Source organism: Flavobacterium rarum (SeqCode) (assembly GCF_965234445.1).
GTDB lineage: Bacteria > Bacteroidota > Bacteroidia > Flavobacteriales > Flavobacteriaceae > Flavobacterium > Flavobacterium rarum.
This window is the reverse complement of record NZ_OZ248502.1, coordinates 161084-183791: the sequence shown is the minus strand read 5'-3', so window position 1 is coordinate 183791 and position 22708 is coordinate 161084. Positions and strand designations below refer to the sequence as shown.

Sequence of the window (22708 nt, the reverse complement as noted above, 5' to 3'; positions counted from 1 at the left end):
AGATTATTAAACTTTAAACACAATTGTAAATTCTGAACCTTTACCTAAATCACTTATAACATCAATTGTACCCTGATGTGCCTTTATAATTTGCTTTACATAAAAAAGCCCCAAACCTAATCCTTTTGCATTATGCAAATTGCCTTCTTCGACTCTGTAGAACTTATCAAACAATAAGGAATGTTTGTTTTTTGAAATTCCAATTCCATCATCTTTAATACTGATATTAAATTGGTTTTTGAGTATATCGGTTTTAATTGTAATAGTGTTACTTCCATATTTCACAGCATTTTCGAGTACATTTAAAATAGCTGTTGTTAAATGAAATTTATCTAAAACCAAAGATGTTTCTTTTGTGTTAAAATGAGTTTCGATATTTACTTTAGGAAATGTAACCTCAAAATCGACAACGATAGCTTTTAAAAATAATTCTGCATCTATTTTTTCTTTTTGAAGTTCAATTTCATTTTCCCCAAAGGAATTCGCCATTACTTGATCAATTAAATTTTGCAATCGATGATTTTGTCGGGAAATAGTTTTCAAAACACTATTGAATTGCTCTTCATTGTTACGGATATCTATACGTTCCAATATTTTTGTAGAAATTCCTAAAGTAGTCAAAGGAGTCTTAAGTTCGTGTGTGATATTGTTGATAAAATCGGTTTTTACGTCGCTTACTTTTTTTTGTTTTATTAATGCTTTAATGGCTATCACAAAAAGAGTTATCAGCGTTAGAATCGATAGGAATGATAATAACAAAATCATTCTCATTCTTTCGAAAATGATCATTTCCCAATCAATCACGGAAACGTACATTGAATCTTCGGTAAGCAATTTATAATCTTGCATTTGGGATGAACCATTTGTTGTACTAACATAATTTCGAACCAAAAAAGCATTATTCAAAGACTTTAAATTACCATAGATTTTATTCTGTATAAGAGGCTTTTCAGAAAAAACAGTATCACTTTTTTTATAGCTATTGTAAATGACAAACTTATTCAGAACAATGGCAAAATCAATGGCAATATTTGGGAAATCTCTTTTGAATCTAAGCTGTATTTTTCGAGTTAATGCGTCATTAGATTCATCTAAAATTAAAGTGTTTTTAATTGCAGTCTTTGACTTTTTATCCAAAATATAATTTTGTGCCAATAGCTTATAAAGTCTTTCCTTTTTATTCACGTAAGCCGAATCAATATCGCTGTAATCATTCGTTATTTTGGCAATATCCTCTTTGATCTCCGAGTGAAACTGGGCTACTTTATAATCATAAGCTGTTTTAACCAAATAGCATTGCACAACCGATAAGGTAATCAGAGCAATAATAGAAAATGCGATTAATAAATTGATTCTTTGCTTCATTTGATGAAAATTGAATTCAAAAATAATTCTTTTATTATTCAAATTAGCCATTAACGCCGCATTAACCTTCGGTTAACTCACAAAACGGGTATTTAGATTCATTTTTGCAGTGTTTCATAATCACAAATCATACTTTTTAATGAAAAAAAAATTAAGAATTCAGAATGTAAAAATTATAATCTGTCTTATTATTTCAGCCTTTAGTTACGGACAAAATACGACAGCAACTGATAGTATTTTCAATAAATTAAGCGAAGTAGTGATTACCAAAGAAAAGAAAATGTTTACCAATAAAAATGGAAATATCAAAGTTGATGTGGCCAATTCGATTCTGAATGCAACTCCAAATACAATAGACTTGCTTTCTAAATTGCCCAATATTAACGTCAGAGCCGACAAGGAGAATATAACAATCATAGGGAAAGGAAACCCATTGATTTATATTGACAATCAAAAAATAGGAATGAACGATTTGAATGCGCTAACTGTAGACGACATTAAAACCATTGAAATTATAAATAATCCGTCCTCGAAATATGAAGCCGAAGGAAGAGCAGTTATTTTAATTACCAGAAAATTTAGCAAAAAAGAAGGTTCGCAGACCAATGTTTCCGAGGTGGTTTCGTTAAAGAAAGAATTCAATAATTATCTGGGCATAAATTCAAGTTTCAAAAAGAATAAATTCGAATGGAGAGCTAATTTTAATTACAATAAATTAAGTCCCTGGGAAAGCCATAGTATTGATTATCAAATTCCAAAAGCTGATATAGTTTCAAATTATAATGTTGCTACTGCAAATACCAAAAGAAGGCAGTTGATTTTTGGAGGTGGTCTTTTTTATAAAATCAATGAAGATGATTATTTTTCAATTAGCATTAATAGCAAGTTACAAAGCGAACCTTTTGATATAAACACCACAACCTTTAACAAAAAAGGGGGTGTACAAAATAATGTTGTGACATATAGTGACAACAAAAGCGAAAAGAATTTTATTAACTCTTTTATTAATTATTACAAGAAAATAAAATCAATAAACACACAATTGTTTACTGGTTTTCAATATTCAAATTTTGATCAAGATATAAGGTCTTTAGCCGAGAACAACTTCAATGACACTCAATTTCAAAAGGCGCAGAACAGTGAACAAAAATTTAATGTTGCTGTTTTTTCGGGCAGGGCAGATTTTGAAAAGAAATTAAAAAATGAAATGAAATTGGAATACGGTGGACTTTATTTGTCTGCAAAAGCAAAAACAGATTTTGAAATCTTAAATTACGAGAACAATACTACAATCAGCTCGATTTATAATTTTAAAGAGAAAAATAGCGCAGGCTATACCCAATTATCAGGAAGTTTGAAAAAAAATAGCTATTCAGTTGGTTTAAGAGTCGAAAATACCAATATTGTTGGACAATTTAAGAATGACAATGCACCTTTGATCAGCAAGAATTACACTGATTTTTTTCCGAAAGCGCAGTTTGACATACCTATTGACAGCACCAAATCGATAAGCGTAAATTATTCCAAAAGCATCTCGAGACCCAATTATTCATCGACAAGTCAAGGAGCCACGTATATCAATCCGTATTATTTGTATTCTAGAAATATCAATTTAGATCCAATAATTAACAATCAGATTTCATCTAGTTTTCAATTTCATGACAAATCGGTAAAACTAAGCTTTTATCAAAATACAGACCCTGTTTACAGTAGTTTTGTATATGATAATCAGACTGATATAATGATTTTTAAAGAAATTAATTTTGAGAAAGAATCGGGATTCAATTTAGAATTTACTTTGCCTTTTGCTTACAAAATCTGGAAATCAACCAATAGTTTAAATATGATTTTGAATAAAATTGAAGATCATTCTGCAGTTTTTATTGCATCAAAACCGTATTTGTACTATTATTCAAGTAATGAATTTAAACTGCCAAAGGGGTACGCTTTTGTTGCTACAGCTTGGGGTTTGACCAAACAAAACGAAGGTGTATTTGAAAGAAAACCAATGTTTGTAGTGGATTTAGGAGTTTCAAAAACATTTTTGAAGAATTGGAACTGTACCTTAAGTTATAATGATGTTTTTAGAAATACAATATACGAAGAAAGCTTTATCATCAATAATATCAGTTCAAAAGCAAGATATTTAGTTGACTCACATGAATTTGCTATAGCCATTAAATATTCATTTGGAAAAATAAAATCAACTGAATACAAAGAAAAAAACATTGACGATAATTCGAATAGAATTCGATAATAATAGAAAAACTAATTTACTTAAGATGGATAAATTAAACAACTAAAAAAACTACAAAAACTTTTTATCTGTACTAATTATATTATATTTGAGGAGAAATTAATAATTATACTATTGTTTATGAAATGGTCTCTTTCTATTGTTCTTTTTTTACTTTTTACTCCTTTATTTAATGTCGTTGCTCAAAAAAACCCTTCAGTTGAGAAAAATCTATTCAAAATTAATTTGTTATTGCCAGGTGTCGTATATGAACACGGATTTGATACAAAAAACACGCTTTATTCAGAAATCAGTTTAGGAGTTGGTTATGAAAGTAATAGCTTTTTTGGAACAAATTGGTCCTATTATCCAACGATTAATGAACAATTTCGTCATTATTATAATCTCGAAAAGAGAGCCAACAAAGGAAAGAGAACTATTAATAATTCGGGTAATTTTTACGCTCTTAATGCAATTTATCATTTTGAATCCACTAATTCAAATGATAGCTTTTTACCTTCAGATCCCTCATTTACAATTGCTCCAGTTTGGGGTTTTCAAAGAACCTACAAACATAAATTCAATCTAAACTTAAATGGTGGACTAGGGTACAATGTAAGCAAAGATGAAAATAAATTTGTTCCAGTGTTAAACTTTACTTTGGGTTGGGTGATTGGTAAATAGTTTATTATGAAGAAATTATTTCTAATTATTTTACTTGCAATTTCATTTTCCTCAAAGGCACAAATTGTCAGACCATTTATAGGTTTTTCGTCTTACCTGCAATGGGATTTTGAGAAATCATCTTACTTAGGTTTAAATTCGGGAGTGGAGTTTAAAATTAATCGATACCTTTTACCCGAATTGGAATTCAGTTATTATATCGGTAAACTCCAAGAGGAATCTCTTGTCAACAATCAATATGAAAAAGTGGTGTTGTATTCCAAATATGCAAGTTCTTTAAATTTTAGTTTTTGTCCCAAAATTGCCATTGGTAATAAAGAAGATGGATCAAACTTCTTAACTATTTTGCCAAGATATACTTTCTCTAAAATTGTAGCAAAAGGTAATTACGCTGAGCGAAATAATGATAATTCCATAACTGAACAAAAAGAATTGCAAAAGGACTATCAACATTCTCTTGGCTTAGGTGTTGGATATGATATTTCCCTTTCAGATGAAAACACAAGTTCTTTGTCACTTATTCTTTATTATAATGGAGTAAGTTTAGGAAAAGTAGTAAACAAATTAGATCATAGTAATGAATTCCAAGTTAGTGAAAGCGGTGTTTTAGGCGCAGGAATAAATTACTATTTTGGCTTTAAAAGAAAATGGAAATGAAAGCAAGGAAATAAAATCTTAATCTTCGTCGTCTTCTGTACTTTTTGTATTGGTTTCGTCATCCATTTCTTCTTCTTCGGTTGAATCCAATTCGAAGAAACTAAAAATAGAACCTCCATAACTTTTTTGAAAAGAGAAATTGATCATGTGATCCAGTTTGGTATATTTTGAGTGTTCAATAACCATCATACCGTCTTCATTAAGTAATTCTTTTTCGAAAATCAATAATACAATTTTCTCAAAAGTTTTTTGGTCTAATGCATACGGAGGATCGGCAAAAATAATATCGTATGAAGTTTTACATTTTTCCAGGTAACTAAAAACATCACTTTTTGTAGCTGCAATATTAAAATCATATTCGGCAGCGACTTGCTTAATGAATTTTACACAACCAAAATCACCATCTACAGAAGTAATTGGTGTACTCCCACGTGAAGCAAATTCATAACTGATATTTCCTGTTCCAGCAAATAAATCCAATACTTTCAACCCTTCAAAACTAAAATGATTGTTCAAAACATTAAACAATGCTTCTTTGGACATATCGGTTGTAGGTCGAACAGGCAAGCCTTTTGGTGGAGAAATGCGTCTTCCCTTAAATTTTCCGGATATAATTCTCATGAGTTAAAAAGTATAAAATGTTGCTGATTTTGTGCGGTTGAAAACGAATTGATTTTTTGCAAATCAGTTACATCAAAGAAGGATACATTTCGAATGTATTTAAATGCGATTTTGTAAAAATCATCATCTTCAGAAATGGTTCCTAATAATTCCAGTTTGAAACTTTCTGGATTCATATTTAACTGCTCGGCTGTAAAAAGCAAATAGTAAATAAAATCCTCATGCGTTTTATATTCGAATGAATTGAATAACAGTAATTTTTGATTCTGAATCACAATAATTTCAAAATGTCCAGGGTTAAAGTGAACAATCATCTTTTTATTATCATTGTTTTTGGATGCATCCAAAAGCTTGGAAACCAAAATGGTATTGGCGTGTTTGTAATCGAAAGCGCCGAATTGATCTATGAAAAAGTTATTGATATTCACATACGGAATGTAAACCGCATTCATTTGATAATTGGTGATTTCATCAAATGCAAAAAAATCGGTTTCAAAAACTTTGGTATTGTATTGCAAATAACTGCCTAAAAATTGTTCATCGAATAGAGCAGTGGGAACAAATGTTGAAAGATTATTATTGTGAATTACCTGAATTTCATCATAACTGTCATTTAGTTCTGGATAATTCCGAAAAGCATCCGAAAACAATTCTTCAATCTTAGTCGATTTATGAAAAGTATCAAAACTAATTTCATTTACAGACACAATCCTGTTGTGAAGCGTGTCAAAGCAACAAAAGGAAAGTCCTGTGAGTGAAACTTGAATAGAAAGTTTTTTGTATTTCTTATCGGTTATAATAGTATTCATAGTAATTTTTTCAACATTGCAAACTTACGAATTTAAAGATCAATAGCAATGGCAAAAAAAAATAGGAATAATTCAAAGTGTATTTAGTAAAACCTTTTAAATAGTATTAGAAGTCTTATTTGGCAGTGTAACTCCGTTATGAAAAATAAATTCTGGAGAAATATCATAATTCCATTTTTCATTATTTTTAGTGGTAATAATATTCGCCCAAAAAATTTCCCCCATTTCTCCAATAGCAACGCTTTCAAAAACAGCTTTATTTTTTAATTGATCTATGCCGTCAAAATTTGAATGCTTTTCTATCAAAGGCAAAATGTCGATTTTTTTTGTTATTCCATTATTCAATTCACATACAATCGAATAAGGAGACACTTCTACTATTTTCTTTACTTTAAACATCTTTAATATTATTTTAACGGTGCTACTTTATGAAATTCTTTAGAATCCCACATTTCCAAAAGTTCATTTTTATGAATTTCTGCCCACGCTTGAACTAGTTTTAATTTGCTAATTGGTAAATCACCATTTAATAAATTACCACTTTCTATTAAAATATTTGCCTCAAATTCGCCATATTTCACTTTAAAATGTGGCGGATTATGATCGTTGAAGAACATATAGGCGATTATTCCATAAAAGCGACTTATCTCTGGCATATTTTTTTCTTTTAACAAAGTTATGAATATTTACATTGGAGTGGAGTTATAATTAAACTAATTTAAATATCAATGACAATTTTAGTAATTAATGACTAATGGATTATATATTAAAAATGAGAATCCATTTTGCAATTACTTACAAATTCCTTTTTTTTCATTGCCATTGGCATTGATTTTTGAAATTGCCATTGAAATAGCCTTACTTTGCTATCAAATTAAATCTAATGAATTCTTCCTCGTTTTACAGCCTTTTACAAAAGAAATTTCCTTTTCAACCCACGTATAATCAGGATATTTTTTTTCAAAAAATAGCTATTTTTTTGACTGATACCCATAATGAAACGATTTTTGTACTGAAAGGATATGCAGGAACGGGAAAAACAACGGTTATTTCTACAATTGTAAACAGTCTATTAGAGATTAACAAAAAGTATGTTTTGCTGGCTCCGACTGGGCGCGCCGCCAAGGTAATTGCTAATTATTCGAACAAACTGGCTTTTACAATTCATAAAAAAATCTATTTTCCGAAGAAAAATTCGGGAGGTGGAGTTTCGTTTACTTTACAACAAAACAAGCATAAAAACACCATTTTCATTGTCGATGAAGCATCGATGATTTCGGACACCAATTCGGATTCCAAATTGTATGAAAACGGTTCTTTACTCGATGATTTGATTTCGTATGTGTATTCGGGAACCAATTGCAAGATGATACTTTTGGGAGACACCGCCCAATTACCACCAGTGAATTTAGATATAAGTCCCGCTTTGGATATCCATTCTTTAAGTCTAAATTACAACAAAGAAGTTGAATACATTGAACTCGACGAAGTAATGCGTCAGGAAGAGAACTCGGGAATTTTGCATAATGCGACCGAACTTCGAGAATTATTAAAGGATACTTTTATTACCGAGTTTAAATTCAATGTTCGAAAATTCAAAGACATTGTTCGGTTGGTGGATGGCTACGATATTCAAGATGCAATTCATTCTTCCTACAGTAATTTTAGTATTGAAGACACTGCTTTTATTGTTCGTTCCAATAAAAGAGCGAATCAATACAATGAACAAATCCGAACCAAAATCCTAGATAAAGAAAGTGAATTGTCTACAGGGGATTTCCTGATGGTGGTGAAGAATAATTATTTTTGGCTAAAAGATTCGGATGAAGCGGGATTTATTGCCAATGGTGATATTATCGAAGTTCTAGAAATGTTTGGTATAAAGGAATTGTACGGTTTTAAATTTGCGAAAGTAAAAATCCGAATGATTGATTATCCCGATCAGAAACCTTTTGAAACCGTGCTTTTGATGGATACCCTAAAAAGTGAATCACCGTCTTTGACTTTCGAGGAATCGAATCGTTTGTATCAAGAAGTGATGAAAGATTATGAAAACGAAACTACCAAATACAAAAAGTTTCAGAAAGTAAAGGAAAACGAATATTTCAATGCCTTGCAAGTCAAATTCTCGTACGCGATTACCTGTCATAAATCGCAAGGAGGGCAGTGGAATACTGTTTTTATCGAACAACCGTATTTGCCAAATGGTATTGACAGAGATTACATCCGATGGTTGTACACCGCTATGACAAGAGCCAAAAATAAGCTATATTTGATAGGCTTTAAAGATGAAAGTTTTACAGAATAAAACAATAAAAATGAAACAAAAAATTGCTCATATTGCATTGCTAGTTGCTGATTATGATGATGCCATTGTATTTTACACTCAAAAATTACATTTTGACTTAATAGAAGATATTACCCTTAGCGAGACAAAACGTTGGGTTTTGATAGCGCCAAAAGGAACTTCTGGTTTTAGTTTGCTTTTAGCGAAAGCGGACAATGACGAACAAAAAAGTAGAATTGGAAATCAAACTGGAGGCAGAGTTTTTTTATTTCTAAATACAGACGATTTTGATAGAGATTATCAAAATTTAGTAGACAATAAAGTGGCAATTATCAGAAAACCAATAGAGCAACCTTATGGAAAAGTAGCTGTATTTGCTGATTTATACGGGAATTTATGGGACTTAATTGAACGAAAAGAGATTTTGTAAAAGTTTTTTATTATGAATAATTTAAACGATTTACACAAAATATCAGGCTCCTTTTCGAATAGCGAAAAAATGCCAGTTTTATTCTTGGGACACGGAAGCCCAATGAACGCTATTGAAGAGAATCAGTTTGTGACTGGTTTTCGTGATTTGGCAAAAACGCTACCCAAGCCCAACGCCATTTTGTGTATTTCGGCACATTGGTTTACTAACGGAACCAAAGTTACGGCTATGGAAATACCGAGAACGATTCACGATTTTGGAGGATTTCCTCAAGAATTATTTGATGTACAGTATCCAGCCAAAGGAAGTCCCAAATTGGCTAACGCAACACAAGAATTATTACTTCCAACCGAAGTAGAATTAGATCAACATTGGGGTTTAGACCACGGTGCTTGGAGTGTAATTAAACATTTATATCCCGATGCCGATATTCCTGTAATTCAGATGAGTATCGATTACACAAAATCAGGGCAATATCATTTTGAATTGGCTAAAAAATTAAATGCTTTACGAACAAAAGGAATCCTAATTGTAGGCAGTGGAAATATCATTCACAATTTGAGAATGGTCGATTTTAGAAATATCAATACGGATAATTACGGATACGATTGGGCGATTGAAGCTAGATCCAATATCAATGACTATTTGCTCGATGGCAATTTTCAACCACTTATTGATTTCGAAAAACAAAGCAAAGCTTTCCAGTTGTCAATTCCGACACCCGAACATTATTTACCCTTAATTTATACCTTGGGATTAAAAGGAAAATCAGAGGAATTGAGTTTGTTTAATGACAAATTGGTAGCTGGGTCGTTGAGTATGACTTCGGTTAAAATTATGTAGATTCATTTTATAGAAAAATCTTATATTTGAGAAAAAATATAATTTAGAAAACTCATTAGATGGCTAAAATTAAAGTTAAAGATACCGAAATTACTATTGTTTCAATCAATGACAATGATTATATTTCTATTACAGACATTGCAAAACACAAAACTGACGATACAAGTGCAACCATTGGAAATTGGATGCGAAATAGAAATACATTAGAGTTTTTAGGGCTTTGGGAAATATTATACAACCCCAATTTTAAACCCCTCGAATTCGAGGGGTTTAAAAAAGAGGCAGGTCTGAATGCTTTTACAATGTCACCACAAAAATGGATTAATACAACTGGAGCCATTGGCTTTATCTCAAAATCAGGACGATACGGCGGGACGTTTACACATAAAGATATCGCCTTTAAATTTGCCAGTTGGATTTCAGTTGAGTTTGAGCTTTATATTGTTAAAGAATTTCAGCGTTTAAAAGAAGAAGAACAAAAACATATTGGTTGGTCGGTGCACAGGGAATTAACAAAAATAAACTATCATATTCATACTGATGCTATTAAGCATAATTTAATACCCCAAATACTTTCTGATTTACAAATTTCAATGGTATATGCTAATGAAGCCGATGTATTAAATATGGCTTTGTTTGGGGTAACTGCTAAAAAATGGCGCGAACAAAATCTTGGTTTGAAAGGAAATATTCGAGATTATGCCTCAATAAATGAATTGATTTGTTTATCAAATCTTGAAAATTTGAATGCTCATTTTATCAACGAAAATTTACCGCAAAAAGAACGATTAGTAAAACTTAATAAAATAGCAATACAGCAAATGAGCATTTTAAAAGAAGTTGAAACCAAAAAATTGAAATAAAAATGAAAATAATAGCAGTCATTCCCGCCCGTTACGCATCTACACGATTTCCAGCAAAACTCATGCAGGATTTGGGAGGTAAAACGGTTATTTTAAGAACCTACGAAGCAGCCACAAACACTCAATTGTTTGATGATGTTTTTGTGGTAACCGATTCGGATTTAATTTATAATGAAATTGTTTCCAACGGCGGAAAAGCCATTCGAAGCATCAAAGAACACGAATCAGGAAGCGATCGAATTGCCGAAGCTGTAGAGAATCTGGACGTCGATATTGTTGTGAATGTTCAAGGAGATGAACCGTTTATAGACGCAGCACCTTTGGCAAAAGTGATTGAAGTCTTTAGAAATGATGAATCAAAACAAGTTGATTTGGCTTCTTTAATGCGTGAAATAAAAGAGGAGAACGAAATCAACAATCCAAATAATGTAAAAGTAGTTGTCGATCAAAACGGATTTGCATTGTATTTTTCACGTTCGGTGATTCCATATCCAAGGGAGAGAGAAGTGGGCGTTCGTTATATGCAGCATATTGGTATTTATGCTTTTAGAAAACAAGCCTTATTGGATTTTTATAGTTTACCAATGAAATCATTGGAAGCCTCCGAAAAACTGGAACAATTGCGCTATCTTGAATTTGGAAAACGAATCAAAATGGTAGAAACTACTCATGTTGGAATAGGAATTGACACTGCTGAAGACTTGGAAAAAGCCAGAAAAATGATATAGATCAATCTTGGTTTTCATGGTCAAAATAGCCTTTGGATTTAATTTTGGCAGAGAAAAAATTAAGAAAAAGTACAATAAAAAACAGAAACAGTAAAGCTTGAGTGGTTACCAAAAATTTCCCTATAAAAGTGACCGGATGGTAATCTCCATATCCAATAGAAGAAGAAGTAATGATACTGAAATAGATAGCATCAAACCAATACAGAAAAGGTTTGTTTAAATAATTACCACAAGAATACAGCACGGCAAAAGCAAATGAGATTTCCAGATAATTAAAGAAAAGCAAAAGCATAGATCGTTTGTAAGAACGAGGTCTAGAGAACATATCGGAAGCGAAAATAAGTGTTGGAATGTATAAAACGGTTTCCAAAAAGACATAGATTAAAATCACTACAACCCAATGATACTGTTGCCAATGGTTGATTAAAATCAGTAATGGAAAACAAACTTTGAGTAAAACATAAAAGTCCAAAGCCAAATCTTCGTATTCAACTCCTTTTTTATGAGCCAAATATTTAATGTAAATTCCAGGAAAAAGCAATTGCGAAGAGGAGAGAAGTAAGCGTACTATTTTCTCTAAACCATTATCGTCTTCATGATCGTTATTCCAAATGGCTTTAATATTTTGAAATCGTTTTTCCAAAGGATTAAATTTTGATTTTGGTCCTCTAGTAGTCTTACCAAGCAGTAATTTCTTTACTATTGATTTCATATTAAATAAAAATATTGTTGTAAATATAAAGTTTTAGAATCTTATAATGAAACAAAATCAATTCAATTTTTCTATAACGATCAGTTCATTATGTTCTTCAATCCTCGGAATAGAATGGATTCTAAAATGCTCAATACAAAAATTTTTCATACAATTTTGATTCCTAAAATTGTCTTTTGCAGTCAAACACATTGTGTTAAATAAGACCACGCCATTACTTTTTAAAAGGTAACAAATTCTATTGATAAAAAAATTTTCAAACAAAAAATTAGGCATAGTTGTATCCTGAAAAATGTCTATAATTATCAAATCGTACCTGTCTTTTGTTTTCAATACAAATTCAAACGCATCGTCTATTATAATTTCTAAATTTTGTATTTCATTTAAATGAAAGTAGTCATTGGCAATTTTAATAATGTCACGATCTATGTCAACTCCAGTGATTTTTCCTTTAAAATGAATCTCATCAACCAAAGTTTTAATTACGCTACCTCCCGCAACGCCTAAGACTAAGATCGAATTCATTTTAGAAACTTTTTCAAAGCCAATATAAAATAATCCTTTTCTTAATATACGTTGCAAACTGCCATAGGAGTAATTGGTGTTTTCGGAATCGATAACAAGCTCTCCATTTGTCCAAGTGACTTCTATTGTTTTACTTAGAGCTGAATTAACTTTGAAAATTTTAATGGGAATTATATAACTTAATAATTTACGAAGCATTCTTTTGTGTTTTTATCAAAAATAAGATAATAATTATTTAATTTGTATAAAATTAAAGGCAAATGAAGAAACAAATCTACAAATGGATTTTTCATTCTATTATGGGATGGAAAATAGTGGGTGGTCTAGATGAAAATATAAAAAAGTCAGTATTAATGGTAATGCCACACACAAGTTGGCATGATTTTTATGTAGCTATGTTTTGTAGAGGTGCAATTGGAATAGATATCAATTGGGTTGGAAAAAAAGAATTATTTCGTTTTCCTTTTGGCTTTTTCTTTAAATCATTAGGAGGAGCACCACTAGATAGAACGGGTGGATTAAACAAAGTAGAGTCTATAGCAAATATTTTCAATACAAGAGAAACTTTTCGATTGGGACTATCGCCAGAAGGAACCCGAAAAAAAGTAAATCAACTTAAAACTGGTTTCTATTATATAGCTGTAACGGCAAAAGTGCCTATAATTCCTGTGTCTATAAATTATGAAAAAAAAGTAGTTGACTTCGGGAAGCCATTTTACCCAACAAATAATATTGAATCCGATTTGAAAAGCTTAAATAGTCATTTTATTGATGCAAAAGGTAAAATTCAGGAAAATGAGTATAAAATATCTTAAAATATACTTTTCTGATAATTGAATATAATATTTTAAATAGAATTAGGATTGAAAATTTTAAAAGTTCCATTTTTATAAAAAAAAACAATTTTCTCAATCTCATCAGAAATTTCAAAATTCACATTAGATGGTAATTGTTTTGAATTTGTTTTATTTACATTTTTCTCCATTTCAATTGGAGCTTCAATTTTAGGAAACAAATTAATTGGAGTAGGGGAATCAGAATTCAAAATCGGACTTTGTACATTTTCATTCGAGGACTCTATTTTAGGAAAATTTCCTTTGCCATTCAAAATCCAATATAAATCTACTTCTGGAAAAATATCATTTATTTTAAGTATAAAATCCAAACTTGGTTTATTTCTTCCTGAAAGTAAATGTGATAAACTAGATCTTTGAACGCCAATTTTATCAGCAAAAGAGGAGGCATTTAAATTATAATAATCTAGTATTTTTTCCAATCTTTTTATAAAATCATCCGTGTTTACCATTGTAAATTTTAATTTAAATTAGCCTATTTACAAATGTAACAAAAACAGATTGCAACACCTAATATTAGATGTTAAATTCTGATAAAGTGTTTAATATACATGATCTATAACTATAATTAAACATTGCAAAATTCTTAATCACTAATACATTACGATTGTTTTCAATGTTTATTTACTTTTGGAAACTCACAATTTGATTAAAGGAAATAGTTTCATATAAAGCAGTTTACAATCATAAACTTTTAAATTTTAAAGTTGTTTACAAATGTAAATGTAAAGATGTTTACTTTTGTAAATCAAATTTTAAAGCTGTAATTAACCATGATTTTATTTTATAAAAAGAAATAAAGAATGGTGACTGTAACCGGTGTCTTATATAAAAACAAATAGTATCTATAATATGAATTTAGAGGAAATATTCTATCAAAATAAAGAAAAGTCAATTCAGGGTCGGTATATAACATTAAACAATATCGAGCCAATATTAAATAGAGAGTTCATTACAAATGATGTAAATATAATTGGTAAATCGGTATTGGAAAAACCAATTTATAGTTACAAAAAAGGACATGGAAAAACTAAAATCTATCTTTGGTCTCAAATGCACGGAAACGAAAGCACTACAACCAAGGCACTTTTTGACTTTATAAATCTATTAAATTCTGAAACTGATTTAGCAAAAGATTTATTAAATTCCTTTACTTTTTATTGCATTCCGATGCTAAATCCTGATGGAGCTGAAGCTTATACTCGAGTAAATGCAAATAATATTGACTTGAATCGAGATTCTCAAAATTTAACACAACCAGAAAGCAAGATTCTTAGGGCTATTTTTGAAGATTTCAAACCTGATTATTGTTTTAATCTTCACGATCAACGTACTATTTTTGGAGTTGCCAATACCGGAAAACCTGCAACTGTTTCATTTTTAGCTCCTTCATATAATGAAGAAAGAGAGATAAACCCTTCTAGATTAAAAGCGATTAATTTAATTGCAGGAATAAATGATGTATTACAAAACTATATTCCTGGACAAGTTGGAAGATTTGACGATTCTTTCAATATTAATTGTATCGGAGATACTTTTCAAAACCTAGGAGTGCCAACAATATTATTTGAAGCTGGACATTTTCAAGGCGATTATGAGAGAGAAGAAACAAGAAAATTCGTGTTTATGGCTTTGTTGACTAGTTTTGTTATTCTCAACGAAAACGATGTAGTTAGCAATATAACTGATAAATATTTGAACATTCCTCAGAATAATGTCGTTTTTTTTGATTTTATGTATAAAAATGTCAAAATAAATTATGATGGTATTGAAATAATCACGAATTTTGTTGCTCAATATAAAGAAGAGTTAATAAATAGTGAATTATTTTTTAATGCTTATATAGTTGAAGTAGGCGATTTGAAGGAGTATTATGGTCATTATGAGTACGATGCAAAAGAAGCATTGTATAAAGACGGCTTAATGAACTATCCTGCACAAAATCAAAAAGCTAATTTTAATTTTGACGATAAAGTGTTTTTTAGTAATGGAAAAATGAAAATACAATAGTTTTTGCCATTGATTTGATTTTTATTTATAATTTAACTTTTTTAGTATCAAATAACCATATAATAAAAGAATTATGAGTAAATTCCGTTTAGATGAAGTAGATCACCAGATTTTAGATATGTTGATAGACAACACAAGAGTTCCGTTTACTGACATTGCTAAAAAATTATTGATTTCAGCAGGAACAGTTCATGTTAGAGTAAAAAAAATGGAAGATGCTGGGATCATTATGGGCTCTTCTTTAGTCCTTGATTATGATAAATTAGGATATTCTTTCATTGCTTATGTCGGTGTGTTTCTTAATAATACTTCACAAACTAAATTTGTTTTAGAGCGTATTAATGAAATTCCTTTTGTGACTGTTGCTTCTGTGACTACTGGAAAATTTAATATTTTTTGTAAAATTAGAGCAAAAGACACTAAGCATGCAAAAGATGTAATCTTTATGATAGATGATATCGAAGGAGTTTATAGAACCGAAACAATGATTTCATTAGAAGAAAGTATAAACGATAAAAAGCGTTTGATGCATACTATTTTTAAAGAAATGTAACAAAACCTTGAATGCTATATTAAAAATATAACCTCAAGTACATTCTTGAGGTTTTTTTATGCCATATTAACCAACCAATTAATTGTATAATTATGTACACTTTACCAAAAATAGAACGTTTTAATCAAAATGTTTTATCCAAATACCATATTTATAATAGTGTATTTATTACTTTGCCCTTTGATTCTGTAGACAATACAGGTGTTTTACTTCCGATTTTTACAGATCTTTGTGATAATGGTTTTAAAAAACAAGAAACTCCAAAGGAAATATTTGATTTTTTCTCTGATAAATATTTGACAAATGCAACCGAGAAAGATAAAATAAATTTAATGTTTCATTTTATTCAATACATTGAACGTCAAATAGTTTTGTTTGATGCTATTGAAGATTCCGCTTTTCCTATTGTTAATAATATGGAAGGAAGAGGATCGCTTCGAGATATAAAAGAAAGATCGGATATTAAAAATAATAAAGAAGAACTGATTCATTTTTTGGAAAATTTTAATGTTCGTACTGTTTTAACAGCGCATCCTACACAATTTTATCCAGGTGCCGTATTGGGTATAATCAACGATTTGACGGAAGCTATTAGAAATAATAATCTGCTAGAAATCAAACAGTTACTTGCTCAATTGGGAAAAACTCCATTTATTCAAAATGAAAAACCAAATCCTTTCGATGAAGCCGTTAGTTTGATATGGTATCTTGAAAATGTTTTTTACAACACTTCTGGTGAAATGGTTCATTATTTACAAAAAAATGTTTTTGAAGGTGAATCAATCAAAAATCCTTTGATAAAACTTGGTTTTTGGCCTGGTGGTGATCGTGACGGAAATCCATTTGTTACTACAGAAATCACTTTAAAAGTAGCCGAACGTTTAAGAACTTCAATATTAAAATGTTATTATATTGAAATAAGAAATCTTAAAAGAAAACTGACTTTTCCAGTTGTTGATGCGCTAATAATGGAATTGGAACAAAAGTTGTATCGTTCTGTTTTTTACTCAAAAGGAGATATTTTTATAACTTACGATGAATTTAAATTGCAATTAACTAAAATTAAAACTATTGTAATTGAACAACATCAATCATTATATGTAGATCAAATTGATTCCTTATTAATTCGATTGAATCTTTTTGGTTTTCATTTTGCTTCGTTAGATATAAGACAAAACAGCAAAATTCATGATGCTGTTTTTAATGATATTTTTCATTATTATTCTAAATCAAATTCAAATGTTTTTCCAGCAGATTATTACCAATTAACGGAGAAAGAAAAGTTTGAAGTTTTATCAAATATAAAAGGAAATCTTGATCCTAATGATTTTGAAAATGAAATGACAAGATCTACAATTGAATCCATTCATGCCATTAAAACAATTCAAGAAAATAATGGAGAATCTGGTGCAAACCGTTATATTATTAGTAATAATGAAAGTGCATTAAATGTTATGGAGACTTTTGCATTATTTAAATTAAGCAATTGGGAAAACGCATCTGTAGATATTATTCCGCTTTTTGAATTTGTAGATGACTTACAAGATGCACATAACATAATGGAAAAATTATATAACAATGAGTCTTATGCTAAACATTTGTTACATAGAGGGAATAAGCAAACTATAATGCTTGGTTTTTCGGACGGAACAAAAGATGGTGGCTACTTAATGGCGAACTGGAGTATTTATAAAGCAAAAGAAGCTTTGACTGAAATGTCTAGAAAATACGGAATTCATGCTATCTTCTTTGATGGTCGCGGTGGACCTCCTGCTCGTGGTGGTGGAAAAACACATAAATTTTACGCTTCTTTAGGTCCGAAAATTGAGAATAATGAAATTCAAGTAACAGTTCAAGGGCAAACAATTAGTTCTAATTTTGGAACTTTGGATTCTTGTCGTTATAATTTGGAGAACCTTTTGAGTGCAGGTGTTGCAAATCAGGTTTTCAACAAAGGACAAAATGAGTTGTCTATTGATGAAAAAGAAATTTTGGATCAATTGGCAGAACTTGGTTATAATAAATATCTAAGTTTTAAAAACCATCCCAAGTTTATTCCTTATTTGGAGAAAATGAGTACCTTGAAATATTATGCAAAAACTAATATTGGAAGTAGACCCTCCAAAAGAAGTAAGTCTGAAACTTTAGATTTTTCAGATCTTCGTGCCATTCCATTTGTAGGTTCATGGAGTCAATTAAAACAAAATGTTCCAGGATTTTTTGGAGTAGGTTCTGCTTTGAAACATTTTGAAGATACCGATCAATGGGATAAAGTTCAAGATTTGTACAATGGTTCTTTGTTTGTAAAAACACTTTTGGAAAATAGTATGATGTCATTGGCAAAATCGTTTTTTCCTTTGACGGCTTATATGAGTAAAGATCCTGAGTTTGGTGATTTTTGGCAAATTATTTATAATGAGTTTCTTGAAACCAAGAGATTATTGTTGAAAATTGCTGGGCATACTGAATTAATGGAAAACTATCCTGATGGTAAAGCTTCAATTCAAGTACGAGAACGTATTGTATTGCCATTATTGACAATACAACAATATGCATTGTTGAGAATTAATGAAATTAACAAAGAAGAAAACCCGGATTTGAACTTAATTAAAGTGTATGAGAAAATTGTAACACGTTCGTTATTTGGAAATACCAATGCGAGTAGAAATTCTGCTTAGTGAAGTTAGAAGTTTAAAGTTAAATGTTAGAAGTTCCAGTTGGAGATATTTTAAAAAATAAACAGACATGAATTCAAATCAATTGCCGATAAATGAATATTCAAAATTCAACGCTACTTATATTAAAGCGATTGAAAATGTTGAACTATTTGAAGAATTAGAAATAAGTTTGCATGACTTTATAAAATTTGTTCAGAATATTCCAATGGACAAATTTGATTATAGCTATGCGGAAGGAAAATGGACTATCAAAGAAATTATTCAGCACATTATTGATGCCGAAAGAATTTTTAGTTACCGCGCTCTTCGAATTTCAAGAAATGACAAAACACCATTACCTGGATTTGAAGAAAATGATTATGTAGTCAATACCAATGCAAAAAGCAGAAGTATTCAAGAATTATTAACTGAGTTTTCGGCAGTACGTCATTCCAACTTATTAATGTTCAAAAGTTTTTCTGAAGAACAATTAGCAAGAATAGGAATTGCATCCGAAAACGAAGTTTCTGTGAGAGCTTTGGGTTTTTTGATTATTGGTCACATGAAACATCATAAAAAAGTTTTTGCTGAAAGGTATTTATAAATTACTCAAAGCAAGTTGACCAAATTTTCAATTTATTTTCAAAAGACATTGTATTTGCAGGACTAGTCGAAGGCATCACATAATACGTGATGCCTTCTATTTGTCCGAATCTTTTAGAAAAAAAAGCATGACTTTGTTTTCCATTAAAAATAATTTTTGTTATCGATGGAAATTCGTTGAATAGCGTTTCAAAATCATTTTCTTTTTGATTCTTGATATGAATATCTAAACTTCCTTTTCTTTCGCAATTTTCTAAAACATCCCATAAACCAACTTTATTTGATTGGAGGAATTTTACTTTTTCGTCAAAAACTTCATCAATTGGTAATCCATCGAATAGAATATACATGATTTTCCAAAAATGGTTTCTTGAGTTGGCATAATATTCTTGTTTTGCAAGAGATACCGCACCAGGCATGGTTCTCAAAATCAATATTTTGGTATTTGAATTTATAAAGTATGGAAATGAATATAATACCATAAAATTAAATTGTAACATTTTCTTTTTCTATCAAAGCCAATCCAATTCTGATTTTATCATACGGAATCTGCTCTTCAAAAAATTCAAAGTAGGGCTTTAATGCATTTGGAGATTCTAATTTAATTTTAGCTTCCGCAATTTTTAAAATTTCAGCTTCTGTAATATAAATACTCAAATCGATAGGATGCCCATCAAGATATAACTTTGCCAAATGTGAAGTGATAGTGGTTACTCCTAATTTTCTTCTTTTCGCAATTTCTTCAACCGTCATTCCACTTTGAAAAAAATCTAATGTTTCTTTATAAGTGCTTCCTTCTTTTTTCTTACGAGTAACTTTATTTTTTTGAAATTCTATAATTGCTTTTATAAATGCATGTCCATATTTTTCAAGTTTGGTTTTTCCAACTCCATCAATGGCAAGGAAATCTTCATCACTCATTGGTCTTTGAATTTCCATTTGTTTCAAAGTGGCATCATTAAAAATAATATATGCTGGAACTCCTTCTTCTTTGGCAATTTCGGAACGAAGTTTTCTAAGTACTTCAAAAAGAGAATTAATCGTTCTTTTGCTTTCGCGTTCTGTAATTTCTGATTTTTCTTTGTTAATTTTTTGAACAGTTGTTAATTGTACTTTTTCTCCTTCAAACAAAACTTTCTTAGCAAATGGAGTTAATTTAATTTTGTTTTGCTGATGAAAAGCAATTTCACAATATCCTAAATTAATAAGTTGAATGATGTATTGGTTCCAATCATACCAAGATATATCGGCACCAACATTATAGGTTTTTAAATTTTGATATCCTTTGTCATAAATGGATGCATTTTTTGAACCTCGCAAAAAGTCAACAATTACAGGTAATGCTTCCGATTCCTGTAAACGCATTACTGCCGACAACGCTTTTTGAGCAATAATAGTTCCATCAAAAAAGGCGGGTGGATTTTTGCAAATATCACAGTTTCCGCAATTTTCTTCAACCAATTCTCCAAAGTAAGAAAGTAATATTTTTCTACGACAGCTCAATGCATCGGCATATTGCTTCATTCTTTCCAATTTTGCCAATTGCACCTCGGCATTTAAACCTTCGGATGCAAATTTTTGCAACTGAATCATATCACCATAACTTTCAAACAATACTGTTTCCGATGGCAAACCATCACGGCCAGCACGACCAATTTCTTGGTAATACCCTTCAATATTTTTGGGTAAATTATAATGAATCACCCAACGAACATTCGATTTGTCAATTCCCATTCCAAAAGCAATTGTGGCACAAACAACTTCGCAATCATCATTTATAAATTCATCTTGAGTTTTTGAACGTATTTTATTATCCAAACCCGCATGATAGGCTTTGGCCTTAATGCCAATTTTTTGAAGTTTTTCTGCAAGTTCTTCAGTAGTTTTCCGGCTCAAGCAATATACTATTCCGCATTCATTAGGCTTGTCTTTTATAAAATCAATAATTTGTTTTACACGATCCAAAGCAGGACGAACTTCTAAACTTAAATTTTTTCTGTCAAAAGATGCAACAAAAATTTTGGGATTAATTAAATTTAATTGATTTGTAATATCCGTTCGGGTTGCTTTGTCTGCAGTTGCGGTCAATGCTAGGATTGGAGTAGAAGGGAAGCGGTTTTTGAGATAGCCCAAATTGGTATATGCTGGACGAAAATCATGACCCCACGCCGAAATACAATGTGCTTCGTCTATTGCAATCAAGCTTATAATTAATTGATTAAAAGCATTTTCAAGATAGGATAAACTTTCTGGGGCAATATACACCAGTTTGACTTTATTGTCAATTAAATTCTGAATATGGAATTGTTGCTCTTCACTTGACTGGGAACTATTGATGTAACATGCATCGATTCCGTTGGCTTTAAGACTATCAACCTGATCTTTCATCAAAGCAATCAACGGTGAAATCACAATTGTAACCCCCGGTAATACTAATGCAGGTAGTTGAAAACAAATTGATTTTCCTCCTCCAGTTGGCATAATTGCCAATGTGTCTTGTCTCGAAAGGATACAATTTATAATGTCTTCTTGATTGGGTCTAAATTTTTCAAACCCAAAATTCTCTTTTAATTTGGCGTGTAAAATTTCTGTTGTCATTTGGCGTGTATTTATGTTAAGTAATTATTTAAAAGTAACTAAGTCTCTAAAAATCTGAGATACTAAGATTTTTGGCTTAGAGAAAAAGTGTAAATGCTATACGTATCAATATTTTATGAAAAATTTAAATTATATACACTTAGCATCTTATTGTTTATACAAAAAACTGCTGATTGTTTCTAGATATAAATCTAATAAAAAAAGGAACCCAAATTTGAGTTCCTTTAATTTTATTTAAAAAGTATAATTACTCTTCGTCATCTTCATCTTCGTCATCGTCTGCAATATCTTTTTCATCTGCATCATCGTCATCGTCTCCATCATCACCACTATCAGAATCTGGTTTGTCAAGATTGTCATCGTCGTCGTCGTCGTCATCTTCTACATCAAGTTCCAAACCGCTTATTGGTTCAACAACATCATCAATTTCATCATCTTCGTCGTAATTACCAATTCTATCAGCTAATTTTGTACTCACTTTAACTAAATATATAGTGTCTTCTGTGCGTACTTCAACAGCTTCAATTAATTCATTTTTAGCATTTCTGAATCGTATAATGTCTGAATCATCATATCCATCAGGGAATTTTTCAACCAAAAGATTTAAAATTTCGTTGGTCAGTTTTGCGTAATCAACTATTACTCTTTTCATGTGTAGCTACTATTTTTTTTT

The 22708-nt window shown here is 30.5% G+C and carries 24 protein-coding genes; 13 read left to right on the top strand and 11 right to left on the bottom strand.

Annotated elements, in window-relative coordinates; all coding sequences use genetic code 11:
* Positions 1-6 precede the first annotated feature (6 nt).
* Positions 7-1365: a sensor histidine kinase gene (locus tag AC8GF4_RS13300; RefSeq protein ID WP_506595338.1), complete on the bottom strand. Its 1359-nt coding sequence runs from the start codon at positions 1363-1365 to the stop codon at positions 7-9.
* A 139-nt stretch (positions 1366-1504) separates the two neighbouring features.
* Between AC8GF4_RS13300 and AC8GF4_RS13295 the strand changes: the two genes are divergently transcribed.
* From AC8GF4_RS13295 to AC8GF4_RS13285, 3 genes are all read left to right on the top strand, one after another.
* The gene (locus tag AC8GF4_RS13295; protein ID WP_506595336.1) at positions 1505-3622 is read left to right on the top strand and encodes a TonB-dependent receptor domain-containing protein; all 2118 of its coding nucleotides are present in this window, start codon (positions 1505-1507) and stop codon (positions 3620-3622) included.
* Between the two features lie 120 nt (positions 3623-3742).
* The gene (locus tag AC8GF4_RS13290) at positions 3743-4285 is read left to right on the top strand and encodes a hypothetical protein (protein ID WP_506595334.1); all 543 of its coding nucleotides are present in this window, start codon (positions 3743-3745) and stop codon (positions 4283-4285) included.
* Positions 4286-4291: 6 nt separating this feature from the next.
* The gene (locus tag AC8GF4_RS13285; protein ID WP_506595332.1) at positions 4292-4942 is read left to right on the top strand and encodes a hypothetical protein; all 651 of its coding nucleotides are present in this window, start codon (positions 4292-4294) and stop codon (positions 4940-4942) included.
* Between the two features lie 18 nt (positions 4943-4960).
* Here the strand turns inward: AC8GF4_RS13285 and AC8GF4_RS13280 are convergent, their stop codons facing one another.
* The 4 genes from AC8GF4_RS13280 to AC8GF4_RS13265 form a co-directional block, all read right to left on the bottom strand.
* On the bottom strand, positions 4961-5563 hold the full coding sequence (locus AC8GF4_RS13280) for an RsmD family RNA methyltransferase (RefSeq protein ID WP_506595330.1): 603 nt from the start codon (positions 5561-5563) through the stop codon (positions 4961-4963).
* The gene (locus AC8GF4_RS13275; protein ID WP_506595329.1) at positions 5560-6372 is read right to left on the bottom strand and encodes a DUF3822 family protein; all 813 of its coding nucleotides are present in this window, start codon (positions 6370-6372) and stop codon (positions 5560-5562) included. The genes AC8GF4_RS13280 and AC8GF4_RS13275 overlap by 4 nt, the downstream gene beginning before the upstream one ends.
* 96 nt (positions 6373-6468) lie before the next feature.
* Entirely contained in the window at positions 6469-6771 is a 303-nt protein-coding gene (locus AC8GF4_RS13270; protein WP_506595327.1) for a hypothetical protein, read from the bottom strand.
* An 8-nt stretch (positions 6772-6779) separates the two neighbouring features.
* Entirely contained in the window at positions 6780-7028 is a 249-nt protein-coding gene (locus AC8GF4_RS13265; RefSeq protein ID WP_506595325.1) for a DUF4160 domain-containing protein, read from the bottom strand.
* 227 nt (positions 7029-7255) lie between these two features.
* Between AC8GF4_RS13265 and AC8GF4_RS13260 the strand changes: the two genes are divergently transcribed.
* From AC8GF4_RS13260 to kdsB, 5 genes are read left to right on the top strand one after another with little or no spacing between them, the layout of a single operon-like run.
* Positions 7256-8680, top strand: coding sequence for an ATP-dependent DNA helicase (locus tag AC8GF4_RS13260; protein ID WP_506595323.1), 1425 nt, complete (start codon positions 7256-7258; stop codon positions 8678-8680).
* Between the two features lie 10 nt (positions 8681-8690).
* Positions 8691-9089: a VOC family protein gene (locus tag AC8GF4_RS13255; RefSeq protein ID WP_506595321.1), complete on the top strand. Its 399-nt coding sequence runs from the start codon at positions 8691-8693 to the stop codon at positions 9087-9089.
* A 12-nt stretch (positions 9090-9101) separates the two neighbouring features.
* Positions 9102-9932 carry a 4,5-DOPA-extradiol-dioxygenase gene (gene ygiD / locus AC8GF4_RS13250; RefSeq protein ID WP_506595319.1) on the top strand — a complete coding sequence of 277 codons (831 nt, stop codon included), beginning with the start codon at positions 9102-9104 and terminating at the stop codon, positions 9930-9932.
* Positions 9933-9991: 59 nt separating this feature from the next.
* Positions 9992-10795: a KilA-N domain-containing protein gene (locus tag AC8GF4_RS13245; protein ID WP_506595317.1), complete on the top strand. Its 804-nt coding sequence runs from the start codon at positions 9992-9994 to the stop codon at positions 10793-10795.
* A 2-nt stretch (positions 10796-10797) separates the two neighbouring features.
* A complete protein-coding gene (kdsB, locus tag AC8GF4_RS13240) occupies positions 10798-11523 on the top strand; it encodes a 3-deoxy-manno-octulosonate cytidylyltransferase (RefSeq protein WP_506595315.1) in 726 nt (241 codons plus the stop codon).
* Between the two features lies 1 nt (position 11524).
* Here the strand turns inward: kdsB and AC8GF4_RS13235 are convergent, their stop codons facing one another.
* Both AC8GF4_RS13235 and AC8GF4_RS13230 read right to left on the bottom strand, forming a co-directional pair.
* Entirely contained in the window at positions 11525-12235 is a 711-nt protein-coding gene (locus AC8GF4_RS13235) for a potassium channel family protein (RefSeq protein ID WP_506595314.1), read from the bottom strand.
* Positions 12236-12292: 57 nt separating this feature from the next.
* Positions 12293-12958: a spermidine synthase gene (locus tag AC8GF4_RS13230; protein WP_506595312.1), complete on the bottom strand. Its 666-nt coding sequence runs from the start codon at positions 12956-12958 to the stop codon at positions 12293-12295.
* Between the two features lie 62 nt (positions 12959-13020).
* Between AC8GF4_RS13230 and AC8GF4_RS13225 the strand changes: the two genes are divergently transcribed.
* Positions 13021-13575 (top strand): 1-acyl-sn-glycerol-3-phosphate acyltransferase, encoded by a 555-nt coding sequence (locus AC8GF4_RS13225; protein WP_506595311.1) that lies wholly within the window; start codon positions 13021-13023, stop codon positions 13573-13575.
* Positions 13576-13607: 32 nt separating this feature from the next.
* Here the strand turns inward: AC8GF4_RS13225 and AC8GF4_RS13220 are convergent, their stop codons facing one another.
* On the bottom strand, positions 13608-14066 hold the full coding sequence (locus AC8GF4_RS13220) for a helix-turn-helix domain-containing protein (protein WP_506595309.1): 459 nt from the start codon (positions 14064-14066) through the stop codon (positions 13608-13610).
* A gap of 400 nt (positions 14067-14466) precedes the next feature.
* Between AC8GF4_RS13220 and AC8GF4_RS13215 the strand changes: the two genes are divergently transcribed.
* From AC8GF4_RS13215 to AC8GF4_RS13200, 4 genes are all read left to right on the top strand, one after another.
* Positions 14467-15624, top strand: a complete 1158-nt coding sequence (locus AC8GF4_RS13215; protein ID WP_506595308.1) for a M14 family metallopeptidase — start codon at positions 14467-14469, stop codon at positions 15622-15624.
* Between the two features lie 73 nt (positions 15625-15697).
* Entirely contained in the window at positions 15698-16177 is a 480-nt protein-coding gene (locus tag AC8GF4_RS13210) for an Lrp/AsnC family transcriptional regulator (RefSeq protein ID WP_024981770.1), read from the top strand.
* Between the two features lie 92 nt (positions 16178-16269).
* Positions 16270-18855: a phosphoenolpyruvate carboxylase gene (locus AC8GF4_RS13205; RefSeq protein ID WP_506595306.1), complete on the top strand. Its 2586-nt coding sequence runs from the start codon at positions 16270-16272 to the stop codon at positions 18853-18855.
* A gap of 67 nt (positions 18856-18922) precedes the next feature.
* Positions 18923-19438, top strand: a complete 516-nt coding sequence (locus tag AC8GF4_RS13200) for a DinB family protein (RefSeq protein WP_506595304.1) — start codon at positions 18923-18925, stop codon at positions 19436-19438.
* A 1-nt stretch (position 19439) separates the two neighbouring features.
* On the opposite strand, the gene AC8GF4_RS13195 is transcribed toward AC8GF4_RS13200, so the two are convergent.
* From AC8GF4_RS13195 to AC8GF4_RS13185, 3 genes are all read right to left on the bottom strand, one after another.
* Positions 19440-19919 (bottom strand): DNA-deoxyinosine glycosylase, encoded by a 480-nt coding sequence (locus AC8GF4_RS13195; protein WP_506595302.1) that lies wholly within the window; start codon positions 19917-19919, stop codon positions 19440-19442.
* Positions 19920-19923: 4 nt separating this feature from the next.
* The gene (recQ, locus tag AC8GF4_RS13190; protein ID WP_506595300.1) at positions 19924-22035 is read right to left on the bottom strand and encodes a DNA helicase RecQ; all 2112 of its coding nucleotides are present in this window, start codon (positions 22033-22035) and stop codon (positions 19924-19926) included.
* 247 nt (positions 22036-22282) lie between these two features.
* A complete protein-coding gene (locus AC8GF4_RS13185; RefSeq protein WP_506595298.1) occupies positions 22283-22687 on the bottom strand; it encodes a DNA primase in 405 nt (134 codons plus the stop codon).
* Positions 22688-22708 lie beyond the last annotated feature (21 nt).

Coding starts and splice junctions, on each gene's coding strand:
- AC8GF4_RS13245 (WP_506595317.1), top strand. CDS start 9,992: ATGGCTAAAATTAAAGTTAAAGATACCGAAATTACTATTGTTTCAATC.
- AC8GF4_RS13195 (WP_506595302.1), bottom strand. CDS start 19,919: ATGGTATTATATTCATTTCCATACTTTATAAATTCAAATACCAAAATA.
- AC8GF4_RS13200 (WP_506595304.1), top strand. CDS start 18,923: ATGAATTCAAATCAATTGCCGATAAATGAATATTCAAAATTCAACGCT.
- AC8GF4_RS13260 (WP_506595323.1), top strand. CDS start 7,256: ATGAATTCTTCCTCGTTTTACAGCCTTTTACAAAAGAAATTTCCTTTT.
- AC8GF4_RS13255 (WP_506595321.1), top strand. CDS start 8,691: ATGAAACAAAAAATTGCTCATATTGCATTGCTAGTTGCTGATTATGAT.
- AC8GF4_RS13265 (WP_506595325.1), bottom strand. CDS start 7,028: ATGCCAGAGATAAGTCGCTTTTATGGAATAATCGCCTATATGTTCTTC.
- AC8GF4_RS13300 (WP_506595338.1), bottom strand. CDS start 1,365: ATGAAGCAAAGAATCAATTTATTAATCGCATTTTCTATTATTGCTCTG.
- AC8GF4_RS13220 (WP_506595309.1), bottom strand. CDS start 14,066: ATGGTAAACACGGATGATTTTATAAAAAGATTGGAAAAAATACTAGAT.
- AC8GF4_RS13230 (WP_506595312.1), bottom strand. CDS start 12,958: ATGCTTCGTAAATTATTAAGTTATATAATTCCCATTAAAATTTTCAAA.
- AC8GF4_RS13270 (WP_506595327.1), bottom strand. CDS start 6,771: ATGTTTAAAGTAAAGAAAATAGTAGAAGTGTCTCCTTATTCGATTGTA.
- ygiD (WP_506595319.1), top strand. CDS start 9,102: ATGAATAATTTAAACGATTTACACAAAATATCAGGCTCCTTTTCGAAT.
- recQ (WP_506595300.1), bottom strand. CDS start 22,035: ATGACAACAGAAATTTTACACGCCAAATTAAAAGAGAATTTTGGGTTT.
- AC8GF4_RS13210 (WP_024981770.1), top strand. CDS start 15,698: ATGAGTAAATTCCGTTTAGATGAAGTAGATCACCAGATTTTAGATATG.
- kdsB (WP_506595315.1), top strand. CDS start 10,798: ATGAAAATAATAGCAGTCATTCCCGCCCGTTACGCATCTACACGATTT.
- AC8GF4_RS13235 (WP_506595314.1), bottom strand. CDS start 12,235: ATGAAATCAATAGTAAAGAAATTACTGCTTGGTAAGACTACTAGAGGA.
- AC8GF4_RS13280 (WP_506595330.1), bottom strand. CDS start 5,563: ATGAGAATTATATCCGGAAAATTTAAGGGAAGACGCATTTCTCCACCA.
- AC8GF4_RS13215 (WP_506595308.1), top strand. CDS start 14,467: ATGAATTTAGAGGAAATATTCTATCAAAATAAAGAAAAGTCAATTCAG.
- AC8GF4_RS13295 (WP_506595336.1), top strand. CDS start 1,505: ATGAAAAAAAAATTAAGAATTCAGAATGTAAAAATTATAATCTGTCTT.
- AC8GF4_RS13185 (WP_506595298.1), bottom strand. CDS start 22,687: ATGAAAAGAGTAATAGTTGATTACGCAAAACTGACCAACGAAATTTTA.
- AC8GF4_RS13285 (WP_506595332.1), top strand. CDS start 4,292: ATGAAGAAATTATTTCTAATTATTTTACTTGCAATTTCATTTTCCTCA.
- AC8GF4_RS13275 (WP_506595329.1), bottom strand. CDS start 6,372: ATGAATACTATTATAACCGATAAGAAATACAAAAAACTTTCTATTCAA.
- AC8GF4_RS13290 (WP_506595334.1), top strand. CDS start 3,743: ATGAAATGGTCTCTTTCTATTGTTCTTTTTTTACTTTTTACTCCTTTA.
- AC8GF4_RS13205 (WP_506595306.1), top strand. CDS start 16,270: ATGTACACTTTACCAAAAATAGAACGTTTTAATCAAAATGTTTTATCC.
- AC8GF4_RS13225 (WP_506595311.1), top strand. CDS start 13,021: ATGAAGAAACAAATCTACAAATGGATTTTTCATTCTATTATGGGATGG.